At 59.0% G+C, this 16,091-nt stretch carries 14 protein-coding genes; 4 read left to right on the forward strand and 10 right to left on the reverse strand.

Annotation, left to right across the window (positions count from 1 at the left end; translation table 11 throughout):
• Nucleotides 1-79 precede the first annotated feature (79 nt).
• A complete protein-coding gene (gene serA, locus MME58_RS24820) occupies nucleotides 80-1,309 on the forward strand; it encodes a phosphoglycerate dehydrogenase (protein ID WP_055006176.1) in 1,230 nt (409 codons plus the stop codon).
• A 276-nt stretch (nucleotides 1,310-1,585) separates the two neighbouring features.
• On the opposite strand, the gene MME58_RS24825 is transcribed toward serA, so the two are convergent.
• Both MME58_RS24825 and MME58_RS24830 read right to left on the reverse strand, forming a co-directional pair.
• Nucleotides 1,586-2,023, reverse strand: a complete 438-nt coding sequence (locus MME58_RS24825) for a DUF4399 domain-containing protein (RefSeq protein ID WP_054987247.1) — start codon at nucleotides 2,021-2,023, stop codon at nucleotides 1,586-1,588.
• Nucleotides 2,024-2,161: 138 nt separating this feature from the next.
• Nucleotides 2,162-2,797, reverse strand: a complete 636-nt coding sequence (locus tag MME58_RS24830; RefSeq protein WP_054987248.1) for a 2OG-Fe(II) oxygenase — start codon at nucleotides 2,795-2,797, stop codon at nucleotides 2,162-2,164.
• Between the two features lie 141 nt (nucleotides 2,798-2,938).
• Here MME58_RS24830 and MME58_RS24835 point away from each other — a divergent pair, with 141 nt between their 5' ends.
• Complete coding sequence (locus tag MME58_RS24835; protein ID WP_054987249.1) at nucleotides 2,939-3,697, forward strand: DUF2059 domain-containing protein; 759 nt, start codon at nucleotides 2,939-2,941, stop codon at nucleotides 3,695-3,697.
• A 50-nt stretch (nucleotides 3,698-3,747) separates the two neighbouring features.
• Nucleotides 3,748-3,939: a hypothetical protein gene (locus MME58_RS24840; RefSeq protein ID WP_055006973.1), complete on the forward strand. Its 192-nt coding sequence runs from the start codon at nucleotides 3,748-3,750 to the stop codon at nucleotides 3,937-3,939.
• Here MME58_RS24840 and bipL read toward each other — a convergent pair.
• Nucleotides 3,936-4,877, reverse strand: coding sequence for a phospholipase BipL (bipL, locus tag MME58_RS24845; RefSeq protein WP_055006972.1), 942 nt, complete (start codon nucleotides 4,875-4,877; stop codon nucleotides 3,936-3,938). The two genes, MME58_RS24840 and bipL, sit on opposite strands and share 4 nt — an antisense overlap.
• A 278-nt stretch (nucleotides 4,878-5,155) precedes the next feature.
• Between bipL and MME58_RS24850 the strand changes: the two genes are divergently transcribed.
• The gene (locus MME58_RS24850; protein WP_054987252.1) at nucleotides 5,156-7,543 is read left to right on the forward strand and encodes a penicillin acylase family protein; all 2,388 of its coding nucleotides are present in this window, start codon (nucleotides 5,156-5,158) and stop codon (nucleotides 7,541-7,543) included.
• 201 nt (nucleotides 7,544-7,744) lie between these two features.
• On the opposite strand, the gene MME58_RS24855 is transcribed toward MME58_RS24850, so the two are convergent.
• The 7 genes from MME58_RS24855 to MME58_RS24885 all read right to left on the reverse strand — a co-directional run bounded on the left by MME58_RS24855 (nucleotide 7,745) and on the right by MME58_RS24885 (nucleotide 16,034).
• A complete protein-coding gene (locus tag MME58_RS24855) occupies nucleotides 7,745-8,626 on the reverse strand; it encodes an ABC transporter permease subunit (RefSeq protein WP_055006971.1) in 882 nt (293 codons plus the stop codon).
• Entirely contained in the window at nucleotides 8,623-9,543 is a 921-nt protein-coding gene (locus MME58_RS24860) for an ABC transporter permease subunit (protein WP_003372160.1), read from the reverse strand. Before MME58_RS24860 ends, MME58_RS24855 begins: the two co-directional genes overlap by 4 nt.
• The gene (gene potA / locus MME58_RS24865) at nucleotides 9,540-10,682 is read right to left on the reverse strand and encodes a polyamine ABC transporter ATP-binding protein (RefSeq protein WP_055006970.1); all 1,143 of its coding nucleotides are present in this window, start codon (nucleotides 10,680-10,682) and stop codon (nucleotides 9,540-9,542) included. Before potA ends, MME58_RS24860 begins: the two co-directional genes overlap by 4 nt.
• 55 nt (nucleotides 10,683-10,737) lie before the next feature.
• On the reverse strand, nucleotides 10,738-11,832 hold the full coding sequence (locus MME58_RS24870; protein ID WP_054987255.1) for a polyamine ABC transporter substrate-binding protein: 1,095 nt from the start codon (nucleotides 11,830-11,832) through the stop codon (nucleotides 10,738-10,740).
• Nucleotides 11,833-12,003: 171 nt separating this feature from the next.
• A complete protein-coding gene (locus tag MME58_RS24875; RefSeq protein ID WP_054987256.1) occupies nucleotides 12,004-13,101 on the reverse strand; it encodes a polyamine ABC transporter substrate-binding protein in 1,098 nt (365 codons plus the stop codon).
• 141 nt (nucleotides 13,102-13,242) lie between these two features.
• Nucleotides 13,243-14,607: an aspartate aminotransferase family protein gene (locus tag MME58_RS24880; protein ID WP_055006969.1), complete on the reverse strand. Its 1,365-nt coding sequence runs from the start codon at nucleotides 14,605-14,607 to the stop codon at nucleotides 13,243-13,245.
• A gap of 68 nt (nucleotides 14,608-14,675) precedes the next feature.
• Nucleotides 14,676-16,034, reverse strand: coding sequence for a glutamine synthetase family protein (locus MME58_RS24885; protein WP_002555767.1), 1,359 nt, complete (start codon nucleotides 16,032-16,034; stop codon nucleotides 14,676-14,678).
• Between the last annotated feature and the right edge of the window lie 57 nt (nucleotides 16,035-16,091).

The following is a 16,091-nucleotide window of genomic DNA, read 5'->3' on the forward strand; positions in this document are numbered from 1 at the left end:
CATACGCCCCCCGTGAGTCGTGCCCAGAGCCGAACCGGGCACCCCCTGCCAATTTTCTTCGGGACACAGGTTTACGCAGATGAGCAAGACTTCCCTCGACAAGAGCAAGATCAAGTTCCTTCTTCTCGAAGGCGTCCATCAGTCCGCTGTCGACGTCCTCAAGGCAGCCGGCTATACCAGCATCGAGTACCACACCAAGTCTCTGCCGGAAGCCGAACTGAAAGAAAAGATCGCCGATGCGCACTTCATCGGTATTCGCTCACGCACTCAGTTGACCGAAGAGCTGTTCGATTGCGCCAAAAAACTGGTTGCAGTCGGCTGCTTCTGCATCGGCACCAACCAGGTTGACCTCAATGCAGCGCGCGAGCGCGGTATTGCGGTGTTCAATGCGCCCTACTCCAATACCCGTTCGGTGGCCGAGCTGGTGCTGGCCGAAGCGATCCTGCTGCTGCGAGGCATCCCCGAAAAGAATGCTTCCTGCCACCGTGGCGGCTGGATCAAGAGCGCGGCCAATTCCTTCGAAATCCGCGGCAAGAAGCTGGGCATCATCGGTTACGGCTCGATCGGTACCCAACTGTCGGTTCTGGCCGAAGGCCTGGGCATGCAGGTGTATTTCTACGACACCCTGACCAAGCTGCCACTGGGCAACGCCACCCAGGTGTCCAGCCTGAACGAACTGCTGGGCATGTCCGACATCGTGACCCTGCATGTGCCGGAAACCTCGGAAACCCAGTGGATGATCGGCGAAAAAGAAATTCGCGCGATGAAGAAGGGCAGCATCCTGATCAACGCGGCACGCGGCACCGTTGTCCAGCTGGATGCCCTCGCTGACGCGATCAAGGACAAGCACCTGATCGGCGCGGCCATCGATGTGTTCCCGGTAGAGCCACGCTCGAACGACGACATCTTCGAAAGCCCGCTGCGTGGTCTGGACAACGTGATCCTGACGCCGCACATCGGTGGTTCGACTGCCGAGGCGCAGGCCAATATCGGTCTGGAAGTGGCGGAAAAGCTGGTCAAGTACAGCGACAACGGTACGTCGGTGTCCTCGGTCAACTTCCCGGAAGTTGCCCTGCCGGCTCACCCTGGCAAGCACCGCCTGCTGCACATCCACGAGAACATCCCGGGCGTGCTCAGCGAGATCAACAAGGTCTTCGCCGAGAACGGCATCAACATCTCCGGTCAGTTCCTGCAGACCAACGAGAAGGTCGGTTACGTGGTCATCGACGTCGACGCCGAATACTCGGACCTCGCCCAGGCCAAGCTGCAACAGATCAAAGGCACCATCCGCAGCCGCGTGTTGTTTTAATACCGCCCCACTAAGTCTGCTTCTGATTCTGCCCAAAGGGCGTGGGAGCGGACCGGGCGACGCTTAGATTGTGTGGGAGCGGACTTGTCCGCGAACTGCCGGGAACCGGCAGCAAACATCAGACACACCGGAGGTAGCAGGTTTCAGGGCCGCTTCGCAGCCCATCGCAGCCGTCGTAACCTCCTGAAGCTCCCACGCCCTTTGGGCAGAAGCCTGAAAGCCCAGTGCTCCCGAATGCCTTTTCGTGACGCCCGGCTCCCCACCTCGCTGACACACCTACTTCACATTGATGGTGATCTTCTTCGACTCGACCGAAGGGTTCAGCGGCATATGGCCTTTGTCGCCCATCAGCAACTGCAGTGTGTGCTGGCCCGGTGGCAGGTTGATTTCGGTCTCGGTCTGGCCTTTGCCGAAGTGGCGGATGTTGTCACTGACCGGCAGCGGAGCATCCATCGCTGGCTGGTCCTTCACGTCGATCAGCAGATGATGGTGACCGGTCTCGGGAACATCCACACCTGCCGGCGCAACGCCCATGCCTTTAAGACCGAATTGCACTTTGAACGGTGAAGTGACGGTTTCACCATCCTTGGGCGAGATGATGTACACCTCGGCCCCTTCAGGGGATGCGGTGCGTGGCATATCGGCGGCGTTGACCAGCATGGATGCGCTGAGCAACAGGCCCGCGACCATCGTTCCAGAAAATAAGGACTTCATGATTGCTCCGGCTCCAGTTGAAGTAAGTCGACCCTCACACAACAAATCCGTCGGTTCAGGAATGCTCACGATAGACCGCAGTCTGGCTTAATGGCTCACCGCATTCATGAAACAGTTTTCATGATCGCGCCATAAACGTCACTGGAACAGCTCATTGCCTCGGCGTCTGAACCAGCCCGTCAATGACAGTCGGTCTCGGCTGGCGGGCATGACTTCGTGGGGAATATCACCGGACAGAAAAACCACCAGGCAGCCACCTGTAGGCTGGACGTCGTAAGCGACATCCCCCTTGAGGTACATGCGCAACTGACCACCATGCTCGGGCAGCCAGGCATTATTGAGGTAGAGCACCGCCGACACCACGCGCTTATCATCATCGCGGAAACGATCCACATGCCTGAGGTAGCGAGCGCCGGGAGGATACAGCGCAAAATGGCTTTCGTAGTCTTCCAGTCCCAGGAAAAGGCCGCGATTGAGCGCCTGACGCAAGCTTTCCATCAGGTGCAGATAACTGTCGCCGCATTGCACCTGCCCTGCTTCAAGCCACTGGATGCGATCACCACGAATGCCTTCGCGTATTTCCTGCGCCGGCCCTTTGCCAATAGCGGCAGGTTCGAGCTCGCCTTCGGCAGCACGTTTTCGGCACTCTTGCTCAAGTTCCAGAGTCAGAGCTTCGGGCAGGAAAATATTCTGCTGCGACCAGCCGTTGGCGGCCAGGTCGTCGACGATTCGAAGCAGCAGTGGATGGTCAGAGGGTATGTGCATGGCGTGCATAGTATCCATAAGCCATGAAATCCGACAGAGGCGTATACATGCCGTATCACACGCGGGAGATTTCATTCGCCAAAGGCACTCATAACTCGACAAGTCCCCGCCAACACCCGGAGAATAGCGGCCTGCCGACAGGAGTCCCCAATGCGTCGTTTGTTTGTTTTGCTGTTGATGTTCTGCACCTCACCTGCCTGGGCAGACAGCTACGATCAGTTGTATAAAGCTGCAGGCTGGCCGGAACAGCGCGCGCATTTCAACGATGCTCTCAAGGCTGCCCAACAGCGCTACAGCAACAACCTGCCGCCCGCTGTTTATCAGGCGCTGGTCAATAACAGCAATCAGCGCTTCGCCCCCCAGGCCATGGACCAGCGCGCGTCAAAGCGCCTGCGCGAAGGCCTCAAGGATCCGAGCCCGGCACTGCAATTCTTTCAATCGCCACTGGGCCGCAAGATCGTCAATGCAGAGCTGACTGCTACCCGCGCCGACCAGTTGGCCAAGCATGCGCAGGGTCTGCCTCATATCGAAGCGGATGCAACGCGTCAGTTGCTGATCGGCCACCTCGCCCAGGCGCTGCCTGCCAGGCAGGCGGGGGCGGAAGTCAGCCTGGCTATCGCCGGCGTTGCCGCCGACAGTCTGAGCCAGATGATTCCCGGTCTGTTGGGCGGCGGTCAGGCGCAAGGCATGCTCGAAGGCCAGCGCGAACGCCTGATGGCGCAGATCAGCGCTGATCTCAATAACACGCTGCTGTATGTCTACCGCGACCTCTCCGATCCGGAACTCGAAGAGTTCTCGACCTTCGCCGAGTCGCCCGAAGGCAAAGCCTATTATCAAGCCGCACTGGCCGCGATTCGCGCCGGACTGGCGGTCGGGCAAAGTGCGTCGAGTTTGAATCCCGGTCAGTAAAACCGCCCGATTTCTCAAGCGCCTCAGGCCAATTGAATGGAAACAACCGTATGAAGGACTCTCTGGCCCTACTCGCTACCGCTATTGCAATGGCTTTTTTAGCCTGGCTGTTCTGGAGTTCTCTGGGGCAGGACGCCTCAGCCGTATTGGGGACGTTGACGCTCGTCACGCTGGCCATTGATAACTTTCGCCTGCGGCGGCAGGTAAAGGCCCTGCAGGCCGGCAAGGCTGGAAGAGCCTAACGAAGTCGCCCTTCCAGAAAGTCAAAATACCTTGCCCGTAACTCCGGCGACTCGTTGGCCAGATGATGTCGGGCATGGCCCAACATCAGAATCTGCGGCTGGCTGAACTTGCCGTTCAGCACCGCAAGGTTGTGAGACCAGTCCACCGTCATGTCCGCTTCGCCCTGAATGATCAGCGGGCTGCGCAGGCTGCGTGGTGCGCTTTCGATACGCACGATCCATTTCGACAGCGCGCCGACCCAGGCAGTGGGCAAGCGGCGTGGCTGCAAAGGGTCCGCCAATAGAAAAGGCAGGAACGCGGGCGCATTGGAATTTTCCGTGAAGCGCCGGGCAATGCCGTTGACGAACGGTCTCAGCAGTTGATAACTCAACCGCGACCAGCCCCAGGCCCTTGGCCTGATCAGAGGTGCCAGGAGGATCACCTCACCTTGCGCTGGCGTGTCATGCCCCTGATGCAGCAGGTGATCGGTCACGATGGCGCCACCCATGCTTTGCCCGCAAAGGTGCCAAGGGTGCGGCAGCCCCAGGCCTTCGGCCTCAAGCAGCAGGCGTTGCAGCACGAGCTGGTATTCGGCGAAGTCATTGATACAGGCCCGACTGCCACTGGACAGTCCGTGCCCCGGCAAGTCGCAGGCGATCACGGCAAACCCGTAATTCAGCGCCCACTCGATCACATGACGGTACAGCCCCATGTGGTCATAGAACCCGTGAAACAGAAACAGCGTGGCGACCGGACTGTCAGGCATCCACACCTGCCCGACAACCTCGTAACCCGCGACATCAAGCCGCCCCAGCCAGCTGCGTATGACTTTTTCACCGCCTAGCCCGGCCAGCCCGTAGAAACGCTGATAGGCCAGTCCGTCCATGGAAAGCGGGTCGATGACATTCAGCGGCAGCAGGCTGGCGCGTAGTTTATCGGGGTCAAACGTGGCGGACATGTGGCTTCCAGATTCCGGCAGGCGGTGAGTAAAATTGTGTAACGATATTCTTCTGTATGCTCCGGCATGGCAAGCTGCGCCGCTGCAATCACGTATTTGAGTCATGAATCGGCGTATCGCCATCGGTCTGTACGATAGCGAGCGCTATCTTAATGCCTGCTTTGCACTTGATCGCGGTAGGCTTTCGCGCTGTATCCAGCAAGGCCGGCAGTCAGTCTGCTGCCATGTTGTTCACCATAGTACTCACCCATGCCTCACGCCATTTATAGAGAAACCGGATGAAACGCAGCCTCGTCATTCTCGCTATTGTCATCGCCGTCCTTGCAGGTGGCGCGGGCTGGTACGTCAATAGCAAACAACCGGTCCGTGATGGCGAAATTGCCATGAGTCGTCTCCAGGCCCCCGTTACTCTGCGGTATGACGAACGTGGCGTGCCGCACATCCGGGCCGAAAACGAAGCCGATCTTTACCGTGCACTGGGTTATGCCCATGCTCAGGACCGGCTGTTCCAGATGGAAATGCTGCGGCGCCTGGCGCGCGGCGAACTGGCGGAGATACTTGGACCGAACCTGGTCGAGACCGACAAACTGTTTCGTACCCTGCGAATTCGCCAGCATGCCGACGCTTATGTCGCACGTCAGGACAAGAACACGCCCACCTGGAAAGCACTGGAAGCCTACATCGACGGCGTCAATCAGTATCAGGACACTCATGCGAGGCCGATGGAATTCGACGCGCTGGGCATCCCCAAGCGGCGCTTTACGACCGAAGACACGGTCAGCATCGGTGGCTACCTGGCGTACAGCTTCGCGGCAGCGTTCAGAACCGAACCACTGCTGACGTATGTGCGCGATCAGCTGGGTCCGAACTATTTGAAGGTGTTTGACCTGGACTGGCATCCGGACGGCGTTCTGGGCACCAGGCCGGCGTTGGCCAGCGGCGACTGGAAAGGCCTGGCGCAGTTGGCCCGGTTGAGCCACACAGCGCTGGAAGACGCGGGTCTGCCGCAGTTCGAGGGCAGTAACGCCTGGGCGATTTCCGGCAGCCGCACGCAAAGCGGCAAACCGATACTGGCAGGCGATCCGCATATCCGCTTCTCCGTGCCCTCTGTGTGGTACGAAGCGCAGCTGTCTGCGCCGGGCTTTGAGCTGTACGGACATTTTCCGGGGCTCAATCCGTTTGCGTTTCTGGGGCACAACATGGATTTTGGCTGGAGCCTGACCATGTTCCAGAACGATGACGTGGACCTGATCGCCGAGAAGACCAATCCTGATAATCCCGATCAGGTCTGGTATCACGGGCAATGGGTCAACATGACCCGCACCGAGCAACAGATTGCAGTCAAAGGTCAATCGCCAGTCGTTCTGACGCTGCTGGAGTCGCCGCACGGCCCGATCGTCAATAATGTGATGGGCAAGAACGCGGGCCAGACGCCGATTGCCATGTGGTGGTCCTTTCTGGTGTCGGCCAACCCGGTACTGGATGGTTTCTACGAGGCCAACCGTGCCGATACGCTGGAGAAGATGCGTAACGCCGCCGAGAAGATCCAGTCGCCGGGTCTCAATATCGTCTGGGCCAATGCCAAGGGTGACATCGGCTGGTGGGCAGCGGCGCAATTGCCGATCCGCCCGGAAGGCGTCAACCCCGGCTTCATTCTGGATGGCAGCACGGCGCAGGCCGATAAACTCGGTTTCTACCCGTTCAGCGCCAACCCGCACGAAGAAAACCCGGCGCGTGGCTACATCGTGTCAGCCAACTTCCAGCCCCTGTCGCCGACCGGCATGCAGATTCCCGGTTACTACAACCCGGCCGAGCGCGGTCAGGAATTGAACCGGCAACTGAGCGACTCTACGGTCAAGTGGGACCTGGCAGCCAGCAAAGCGCTCCAACTGGGTACGCAGACCGACTATGCACCGAGCATTCTCACCCCCTTGATCCCGGTGCTGCGCGGCGTCGTCAGTGACCCGGACGAACTCGCCCTTGTGGAGCGCATGGCCAGCTGGAAAGGCGATTACCCTGTGGATTCGGTGGGTGCCACGCTGTTCAACCAGTTCCTGTTCGACCTGACCGAAGAGACCTTCCACGACGAACTGGGCGACACGATGTTTGAAACACTGCTGTCGACCCGCGTACTGGACGCCGCCCTGCCGCGCCTGGCCGCCGATGCCGATTCGCCGTGGTGGAACAATCGCAATTCCCCCCACGAAGAAAGTCGCGCCAATACTGTCAAGGTAGCGTGGCGGGCCAGCGTGTCGCACTTGAAGTCGTTGTACGGCACCAACCCGGATGAATGGGTGTGGGGCAAGGCCCACACCCTCACGCAGGGCCACCCGATGGGTTCACAGAAGCCGCTGGACATGATTTTCAACGTTGGCCCCTATGCCGCACCGGGCACGCATGAAGTACCGAATAACCTGTCATCCAGCATCCGCCCTGCCCCATGGCCGGTCGGCTACGGCCCCTCGACCCGCCGCCTCATCGACTTCGCCGATCCGGCCCATAGCCTGGGGATCAACCCGGTAGGGCAAAGCGGCGTGCCGTTCGACAAGCATTATTCGGATCAGGCCAAGGCGTTTGTGAGCGGCGAATACGTGCCGCAGCGCTTCAGCGAGAAGGACGTGGCGGAGCATACGGAAGGGGTTTTGCGGTTGGTGCCGGGCGCGTAGCAGTTAGGTGAATATCGTGCCAAGGCGCCGCGCCGCAAGATCAGGATCAGGATCAGGATCAGGATCGGGCGCGGAGAGAACTGCGTTCCCACGCTGGAGCGTGAAACGATAACCTGATCTCAAATCCAGTGTGGTCATCGTTCCAGCGCTCTGCGCAGGCATGCAGTTCCGGGCGCTCTGCGTCCTGCCGTGCCGCAGCTGTCAGGCCGTCGGAGCACGCCTCGGGTCTGGTTGCTTCCAGGCATCTGCTGCACTTTCATCGATGGCTTGCTGGATAGCACGTTTGCGGTTGTTTTCGGCGCGGCGGGTGAAGAACCACACCAGGAAGGTCGCCAGTGACACGGCCAGCAGGATCAGGCTGGCAACCGCGTTGATCTCAGGCTTCACACCCAGACGCACGGCCGAGAACACTTCCATCGGCAAGGTCGTCGATCCCGGCCCGGAGACGAAACTGGCGAGTACCAGGTCGTCCAGCGACAACGCAAACGACATCATGCCCCCGGCAGCAAGCGATGGCGCGATCATCGGGATGGTGATCAGGAAGAACACCTTCCACGGACGTGCCCCCAGATCCATGGCCGCCTCCTCGATCGACAGGTCCAGCTCACGCAGCCGCGCCGACACCACCACCGCCACGTAGGCGGCGCAGAACGTTGTGTGCGCGATCCAGATGGTCATGATGCCGCGCTCCTGCGGCCAGCCGATCAGCTGCGCCATGGCCACGAACAGCAGCAACAGCGACAGGCCGGTGATCACTTCCGGCATCACCAGCGGCGCAGTCACCAGCCCGCCAAAAAACGTGCGGCCCTTGAAGCGGCTGATGCGGGTCAGCACAAACGCAGCCATGGTGCCCAGCGCCACCGCCGCAACGGCGGTGTAGCAGGCGATTTCCAGCGAGCGCATCACCGAGCCCATCAGTTGCGAGTTGTCCAGCAGGCCGACGTACCATTTCACCGACCAGCCGCCCCAGACCGTCACCAGCTGCGAGGCGTTAAACGAGTAGATGACCAGAATCACCATCGGCGCGTAGATGAACAGCAAACCCAGGACCAGCATCAGGTTCGAGAATCGAAAGCGGCTCATGCCTTGCCCTCCAGTTCTTTAGCCTGACTGCGGTTGAACAGGATAATGGGCACGATCAACACCAGCAGCATGATGACCGCCAGCGCCGAAGCCACCGGCCAGTCACGGTTGTTGAAGAATTCCTGCCACAACACGCGGCCGATCATCAGGGTTTCCGGACCACCCAGCAGCTCGGGGATCACGAACTCGCCCACCACGGGAATGAACACCAGCATGCAGCCGGCGATCACGCCGTTCTTGGACAACGGCACGGTGATTTTCCAGAAGCTGTTGAACGTGCTGGAACCCAGGTCGGACGCAGCCTCCAGCAGGCTGGTGTCGTGCTTCACAAGGTTGGCGTACAGCGGCAGGATCATGAATGGCAGGTAGGAATAGACTACGCCGATGTACACCGCCAGGTTGGTGTTGAGGATCTGCAACGGCGCGTCGATCAGGCCCAGCCACATCAGGAAGGCATTGAGCAGCCCGTTGTTGCTGAGAATGCCCATCCAGGCGTAGACGCGGATCAGGATTGCGGTCCAGGTCGGCATCATGATCAGCAGCAACAGTACGGTTTGCAGGTCTTTACGGGCGCTGGCGATGGCATAGGCCATCGGATAGCCGATCAGCAGGCACAGCAGCGTGCTGATAAAGGCCATTTTCAGCGAACCCAGATAGGCCGAAACGTACAGGTCGTCGCCACTGAGCAAGGTGTAGTTGGCGAAGTTGAGGACCATCTGCAGCTTTTCGTCGGCGTAACTGAAAATCTCTGTGTACGGCGGGATCGCGACGTCGGCTTCGGCGAAGCTGATCTTGAGCACGATCAAAAACGGCAAGGCAAAGAACAGGAACAGCCAGAGGAACGGCACGCCGATGACCATCTGCCGCCCGTTGGGCTTTATGCGCTCGAACGCGCGCTTGATCTTGCGGATTTTCATGAGCGCAGTACCACGCCGCTGTCGTCTTCCCACCAGACGTAGACTTCATCGCCCCAGGTAGGCCGTGCGCCCTGACGCTCGGCGTTGGCGACGAACGACTGGACCAGCTTGCCGCCCGGCAGCTCGACGTAGAACACCGAGTGACCGCCCAGATAGGCGATGTCGTGGACCTTGCCACGCGACCAGTTGTATTCGAAGCCCGGCTGCTCGGTGGTGATCAGCAGTTTCTCCGGGCGCAGCGCGTAGGTGATGTGCTTGTCTTCCACCGACGTACTGACGCCGTGGCCGACGTAGATATTGCGCTCCAGCTCGGGGCTGCGGATCAGCGCGTGAGCTTCCATGTCTTCGATCACATCGCCTTCGAACAGGTTGACGCTGCCGATGAATTCGCAGACCAGACGGCTGGTCGGGGTCTCGTAGATGTCGATCGGGCTGCCGATCTGCGCGATCCAGCCCAGGTGCATGATCGCGATGCGCTCGGCCATGGTCATGGCCTCTTCCTGATCGTGGGTCACCATCACGCAGGTCACGCCAACGCGCTCGATGATCTCTACCAGTTCCAGCTGCATCTGCGAACGCAGCTTCTTGTCCAGCGCCCCCATTGGCTCGTCGAGCAGCAACAGCTTGGGCTTTTTGGCCAGCGAACGGGCCAGGGCCACACGCTGACGCTGACCACCCGAGAGCTGATGCGGCTTGCGCCTGGCGTACTGAGTCATCTGCACCAGCTTGAGCATTTCCGCCACGCGGGCTTCGATTTCCGGCTTGGCCAGCTTGTCCTGTTTCAGGCCGAAGGCGATGTTGTCCGCCACGGTCATGTGCGGGAACAGGGCGTAGGACTGGAACATCATGTTGATCGGACGTTCGTACGGCGGCATGTCGGTAATGTCGACACCGTCGAGGTAGATGCGGCCCTCGGTAGGCCGTTCGAACCCGGCCAGCATGCGCAGCAGTGTCGATTTACCGGAACCGGAGCCGCCAAGCAGGGCGAATATCTCGCCTTTGTTGATCTGCAGGGACACGTCGTCCACCGCAATCGTCTCGTCGAACTTTTTCGTGACCCGATCAATCTTGACCAGCACCTCTTTGGGTTGCTGACCGCCTTCGAGGGCTTTCTTGTAGGCGCCGGAGGCAACTGCCATGGGTGAAACTCCCAACAGGTACGCAACCCGGCCAATACGGCCGGGAGCTGGATTTTTATTTGCCCGACTTGACCTTGGTCCAGCTGCGGGTCATCAGACGTTGCACCTTGGGTGGCAACTCGCTGTTCACGAACAGGCGGTCCAGCACCTCCTGAGGCGGATAAACCGCTTCATCGGTACGGATGCTCTGGTCCATGAACTCGCCGGAAGCGGGATTGGGGTTGGCGTAGCCGACTTCATCGCTGACCTTGGCGATTACCTTGGGGTCAAGCATGTAGTTGATGAAAGCGCTGGCGGCCTTGACGTTCTTCGAGTCCGCCGGGATTGCCAGCATGTCGAACCACAGGTTGCCGCCCTCTTTCGGGATGCTGTAGGCAAGCTTCACGCCCTTGCCTGCTTCTTCCGCACGGGACCTGGCCTGGAACACGTCACCCGAAAAACCGGCCGCAACACAGATGTCGCCATTGGCCAGGTCGGTAATGTATTTGGAGGAATGGAAATAGGTCACGTAAGGACGAATCGCCATGAGCTTGGCTTCGGCCTTCTTGTAATCGGCTTCCTTAGTGCTGTTGGGGTCCAGCCCCATGTAGTTGAGCACTGCCGGCAACATTTCATCGGCAGAGTCGAGAAACGCTACGCCGCAAATGGACAGCTTCTTGATGTTTTCAGGCTCGAACAACACTGCCCAGGAGTCGATCTTGTCGACGCCCAACACGGCCTTGACCTTGTCGACGTTGTAACCGATGCCGTTGGTGCCCCACAGATACGGCACTGCGTACTGGTTGCCAGGGTCGTTCTTCTCCAGACGCTTGAGCAGCGCCGGGTCGAGATTCTTGTAGTTGGGCAGCAACGACTTGTCGAGTTTCTGGAAAGCGCCGGCCTTGATCTGCTTGCCGAGGAAATGATTGGACGGCACCACCACGTCGTAGCCCGTGCGTCCGGCCAGCAGCTTGGCTTCCAGGGTTTCGTTGGAGTCGAACACGTCGTACATCGGCTTGATGCCCGTGGTCGCCTCAAAGTCCGCCAGCGTGGTCTTGCCGATGTAATCGGACCAGTTATAAATATGCACGGTGGATTCAGCCTGAGCACTGATCGTCAGCATCAGCCCGGCAGCCGCCAGCAAGGTTTTGGAAAAAATAGAAATAGACAAAGAATGAGTCCTTTTAACAGAGGGGCCTGAGCGCCGGAGGGCGTCCGGAAAACCAAACCGGCGCGCAACTTACCGTCTATGCGTCCATCCAGCAAAGGTTTAGGCAATATTCCTGTCTGCTGGAGGCTGCGTGGCCAAGGCTACGCAGCATCCACAGGTTTGATGACAGGCTTATTTACCTGACTTTATCTTGGTCCAGCTGCGGGTCATGATCCGCTGGGTTGCAGCCGGCAAGTCCGCGATTGCATACAACTTGGCTTGGACATCGGCAGGTGGATAAACGCCAGGGTCACTGGTGATTTCCTTGTCGACCAGTGCCGTGGCCGCTGCGTTGCCATTCGGGAAGCGTACTGCGTTGGTGATTTCGGCCATGATTTCCGGCTTCATCAGGAAGGTCATGAACTTGTAGGCACCTTCGACGTTTTCGGCATCCTTGGGAATGGCGACCATGTCATAGAAGCTGCCAGCGCCTTCTTTCGGAATGTTGTAGGCAACTTTGACCTTGCCACCGGCCTCGGCAGCACGCGACTTGGCCTGATAGATGTCACCCGAGTAACCGACGGCTACACAGATGTTGCCGTTGGCCAGGTCCGAGATGTACTTGGACGAGTGGAAATAGCCGATCGACGGACGAATCTTCATGAACAGCGCTTCAGCTTCGGCAAGCTGCTTCTTGTCCTGAGAGTCGGTCGGGTAGCCCAGATAATGCAAGGCAATCGGCAACATTTCGGTCGGCGAGTCGAGGAAGCTGATGCCACACGATTTCAGCTTGGCAGCGTTCTCCGGCTTGAACAGCAGATCCCACGAGTTGACCGGCGCATCGGCCCCCAGTGCAGCCTTGACCTTGTCCGGGTTGATGCCGATACCGATCGACCCCCACATGTACGGGAAGGCATGCTTGTTATCCGGATCGCTGACCGACACGGCCTTGAGCAGCGATTCGTTCAGGTTCTTCCAGTTCGGCAGTCTGGACTTGTCCAGTTCCTGATAAACACCGGCCTTGATCTGCTTGGCCAGGAAGTTGTTGGACGGCACAACAATGTCATAGCCGGACTTGCCAGCGAGCAATTTGGCTTCCAGCGTCTCGTTGCTGTCGAAAACGTCGTAGACCACCTTGATGCCCGATTCCTTCTCGAACTTGGCAACGGTGTCCGGCGCGATATAATCGGACCAGTTGTAGACGTGCAGCACTTTGTCATCGGCCTGCGCAGCGGCGGCCACAACGCCCATCAGGGACAGCGCGAGAAGGGTCTTGCCAAATTTTTTCATGCGTAGCTCCAATGTATTTTTATCACTGACCGTCAGTTAGCGGCGTGTAGCCATTAGTCTGGCAATTTCCTGGGCAGGCTTACAAGCCAAGGCCCCTAAAACAACGCACATCGCGCTTGAATCGACACTTTTTTTGCGGATTCAGTCCTGCAATACCGCCAGCGTCAGGTCCAGGCATTTGCGAGCCTTTTCGACCAGCTCGTCGATTTCCGCAACACTGATCACCAATGGCGGCGCAATGATCATCGTATCGCCCACAGCCCGCATGATCAGGCCATTATCGAAGCAGAAGGTTCGACAGATCATTCCCGCGCCCTTGTCGGTGTAACGTTCGCGAGTGACCTTGTTCTTCACCAGTTCGATGGCCCCCAGCAGCCCGACGCCGCGGACTTCGCCCACCAGTGGATGATCGCTCAACTCACGCAAACGCTTTTGCAAATACGGTGCCGTTTCCGACTTGACCCGTTCGACGATCTTTTCTTCGCGCAGGATACGTATGTTCTCCAGCGCAACCGCAGCCGCCACCGGATGCCCCGAGTAGGTGAAGCCGTGATTGAAATCGCCGCCGTCGTTGAGCACCGCAACGATTTCATCGCGTACGATCAGGCCACCCATCGGCACGTAACCGGAGGTTAGCCCTTTGGCGATGGTCATCATGTCTGGCTTGAGGCCGTAGAAATCGCTACCGAACCACTCACTGGTGCGCCCGAAGCCACAAATCACCTCATCGGCGGCGAAGAGGATGTCGTAGCGGGAAAGGATCTCCTTGATCTTTGGCCAGTAGGACTCGGGGGGGATGATCACACCGCCCGCGCCCTGGATCGGCTCGGCGATGAATGCCCCGACGTTCTCGACGCCCAGTTCGAGAATTTTCTTTTCCAGTTGCTCGGCAGCCCACACCCCAAACTCGTCAGGTGTCATGTCGCCACCTTCGCCGAACCAGTACGGCTGCGGAATATGCACCACCCCCGGGATCGGCAAGTCGCCCTGCTCGTGCATGTACGTCATGCCGCCCAGACTGGCTCCGGCGACGGTCGAACCGTGATAACCGTTGACGCGGCTGATGATGGTTTTCTTGTTCGGCTGCCCCTTGAGCGCCCAGTAATGACGAACCATGCGCAGCATCGTGTCATTGCCTTCGGAGCCTGAGCCGGTGAAGAACACATGATTCATGCCTTGTGGAGCGATCTCGGAAATAGCCTTGGCCAGCTCCAGCACCGGCGGGTGGGCGGTCTGGAAAAACAGGTTGTAGTAAGGCAGCTCACGCATCTGCTTGCTGGCAGCGTCGGCCAGCTCTTCGCGACCATAGCCAATGGCAACGCACCACAGGCCGGACATGCCATCGAGGATCTTGTTGCCCTCGCTGTCCCACAGATAAACGCCCTCGGCGCGAGTGATGATGCGCGGGCCTTTCTCTTTCAACTGCTTGTAATCGCTGAACGGTGCCAGGTGATGCTCGCTGCTCAGGGCCTGCCATTCGAGGGTTTGCGGGTTGTTGGCACTCATGCAGCACTTCCTTTGATCAGGTCAGTTGTCAGAGCGCCGTGCATCAGCCGCAGCAGCGCTCTGCGCGATCAGACGGCGAAAAGCAGGAATTCCCGCTCCCAGGAACTGATCACGCGCTTGAAGTTTTCATGCTCGGCGCGCTTGACCGCGACATAACCGATGATGAATTTCTTGCCCAAGTATTTTTCAATGGTCTTGCTGTTTTCCATGCGCTCCAGCGCGTCTTCGATGGTCAACGGCAGACGCAGATTGCGCCGCTCGTAGCCACGTCCGACCACTGGCGCGCTCGGGTTGATGCCTTCGACCATGCCGATAAACCCGCACAGCAGGCTGGCGGCGATGGCCAGATAAGGATTGGCATCGGCACCCGGCAGACGGTTTTCCACACGGCGGTTCTGCGGCACGGCATCCGGCACGCGCAGGCCGACGGTGCGGTTTTCTTCGCCCCACTCGACATTCACCGGGGCCGAAGTGTCGGGCAGAAAGCGGCGAAACGAGTTGACGTTGGGCGCGAACAGCGGCAACAGCTCGGGAATGAACTTCTGCAGACCACCGACGTGGTTCAGAAACAGCTCGCTCATGGTCCCGTCTTCATTCGAGAAGATGTTCTTGCCGGTCTCGATGTCGATGATGCTCTGGTGCAGGTGCATGGCACTGCCAGGCTCGCCGGTCATCGGCTTGGCCATGAAGGTCGCCGCAACGTCATGCTTGAGGGCGGCTTCGCGCATGGTGCGCTTGAACACCAGAATCTGATCAGCCAGAGACAGAGCGTCGCCGTGACGGAAGTTGATTTCCATCTGCGCCGTGCCGTCTTCGTGGATCAGCGTATCCAGATCCAGATTCTGCAGCTCGCACCAGTCATAGACGTCTTCGAACAATGGGTCGAACTCATTGGCAGCTTCGATGGAGAACGACTGCCGCCCGGTCTCGGGCCGCCCGGAGCGACCGATTGGCGGCTGCAGCGGATAGTCGGGGTCATCACTGCGTTTGGTCAGGTAAAACTCCATCTCGGGTGCCACGATGGGCTGCCAGCCTTGATCGGCGTAGAGTTTCAGGACCTTCTTCAAGACGTTGCGCGGCGACAGCTCGATAGGGTTGCCCTGCTTGTCGTAGGTGTCGTGAATCACCTGCGCTGTGGGCTCTACCGCCCAGGGCACCAGATACACCGCGTTCTGGTCGGGGCGGCAAATCATGTCGATGTCTGCCGGGTCCAGCAGCTCGTAGTAGATATCGTCCTCTACATAGTCACCGGTTACCGTCTGCAACAGCACGCTTTCAGGCAGACGCATGCCTTTTTCAGCGATGAATTTGTTGGTCGGCGAGATCTTGCCGCGGGTGATGCCGGTAAGGTCGGACATCATGCATTCGACTTCGGTAATCTTGTGTTCTTTCAACCAATCGGTGAGCTGGTCGAGGTTGGTACTCATAAATACCTCAGGGTTTTATTGTCCTGATCGTGATCAGGCGTTTTCTAGACGCATCGG

This window comes from Pseudomonas syringae pv. tagetis, assembly GCF_022557255.1.
GTDB lineage: Bacteria > Pseudomonadota > Gammaproteobacteria > Pseudomonadales > Pseudomonadaceae > Aquipseudomonas > Aquipseudomonas caricapapayae.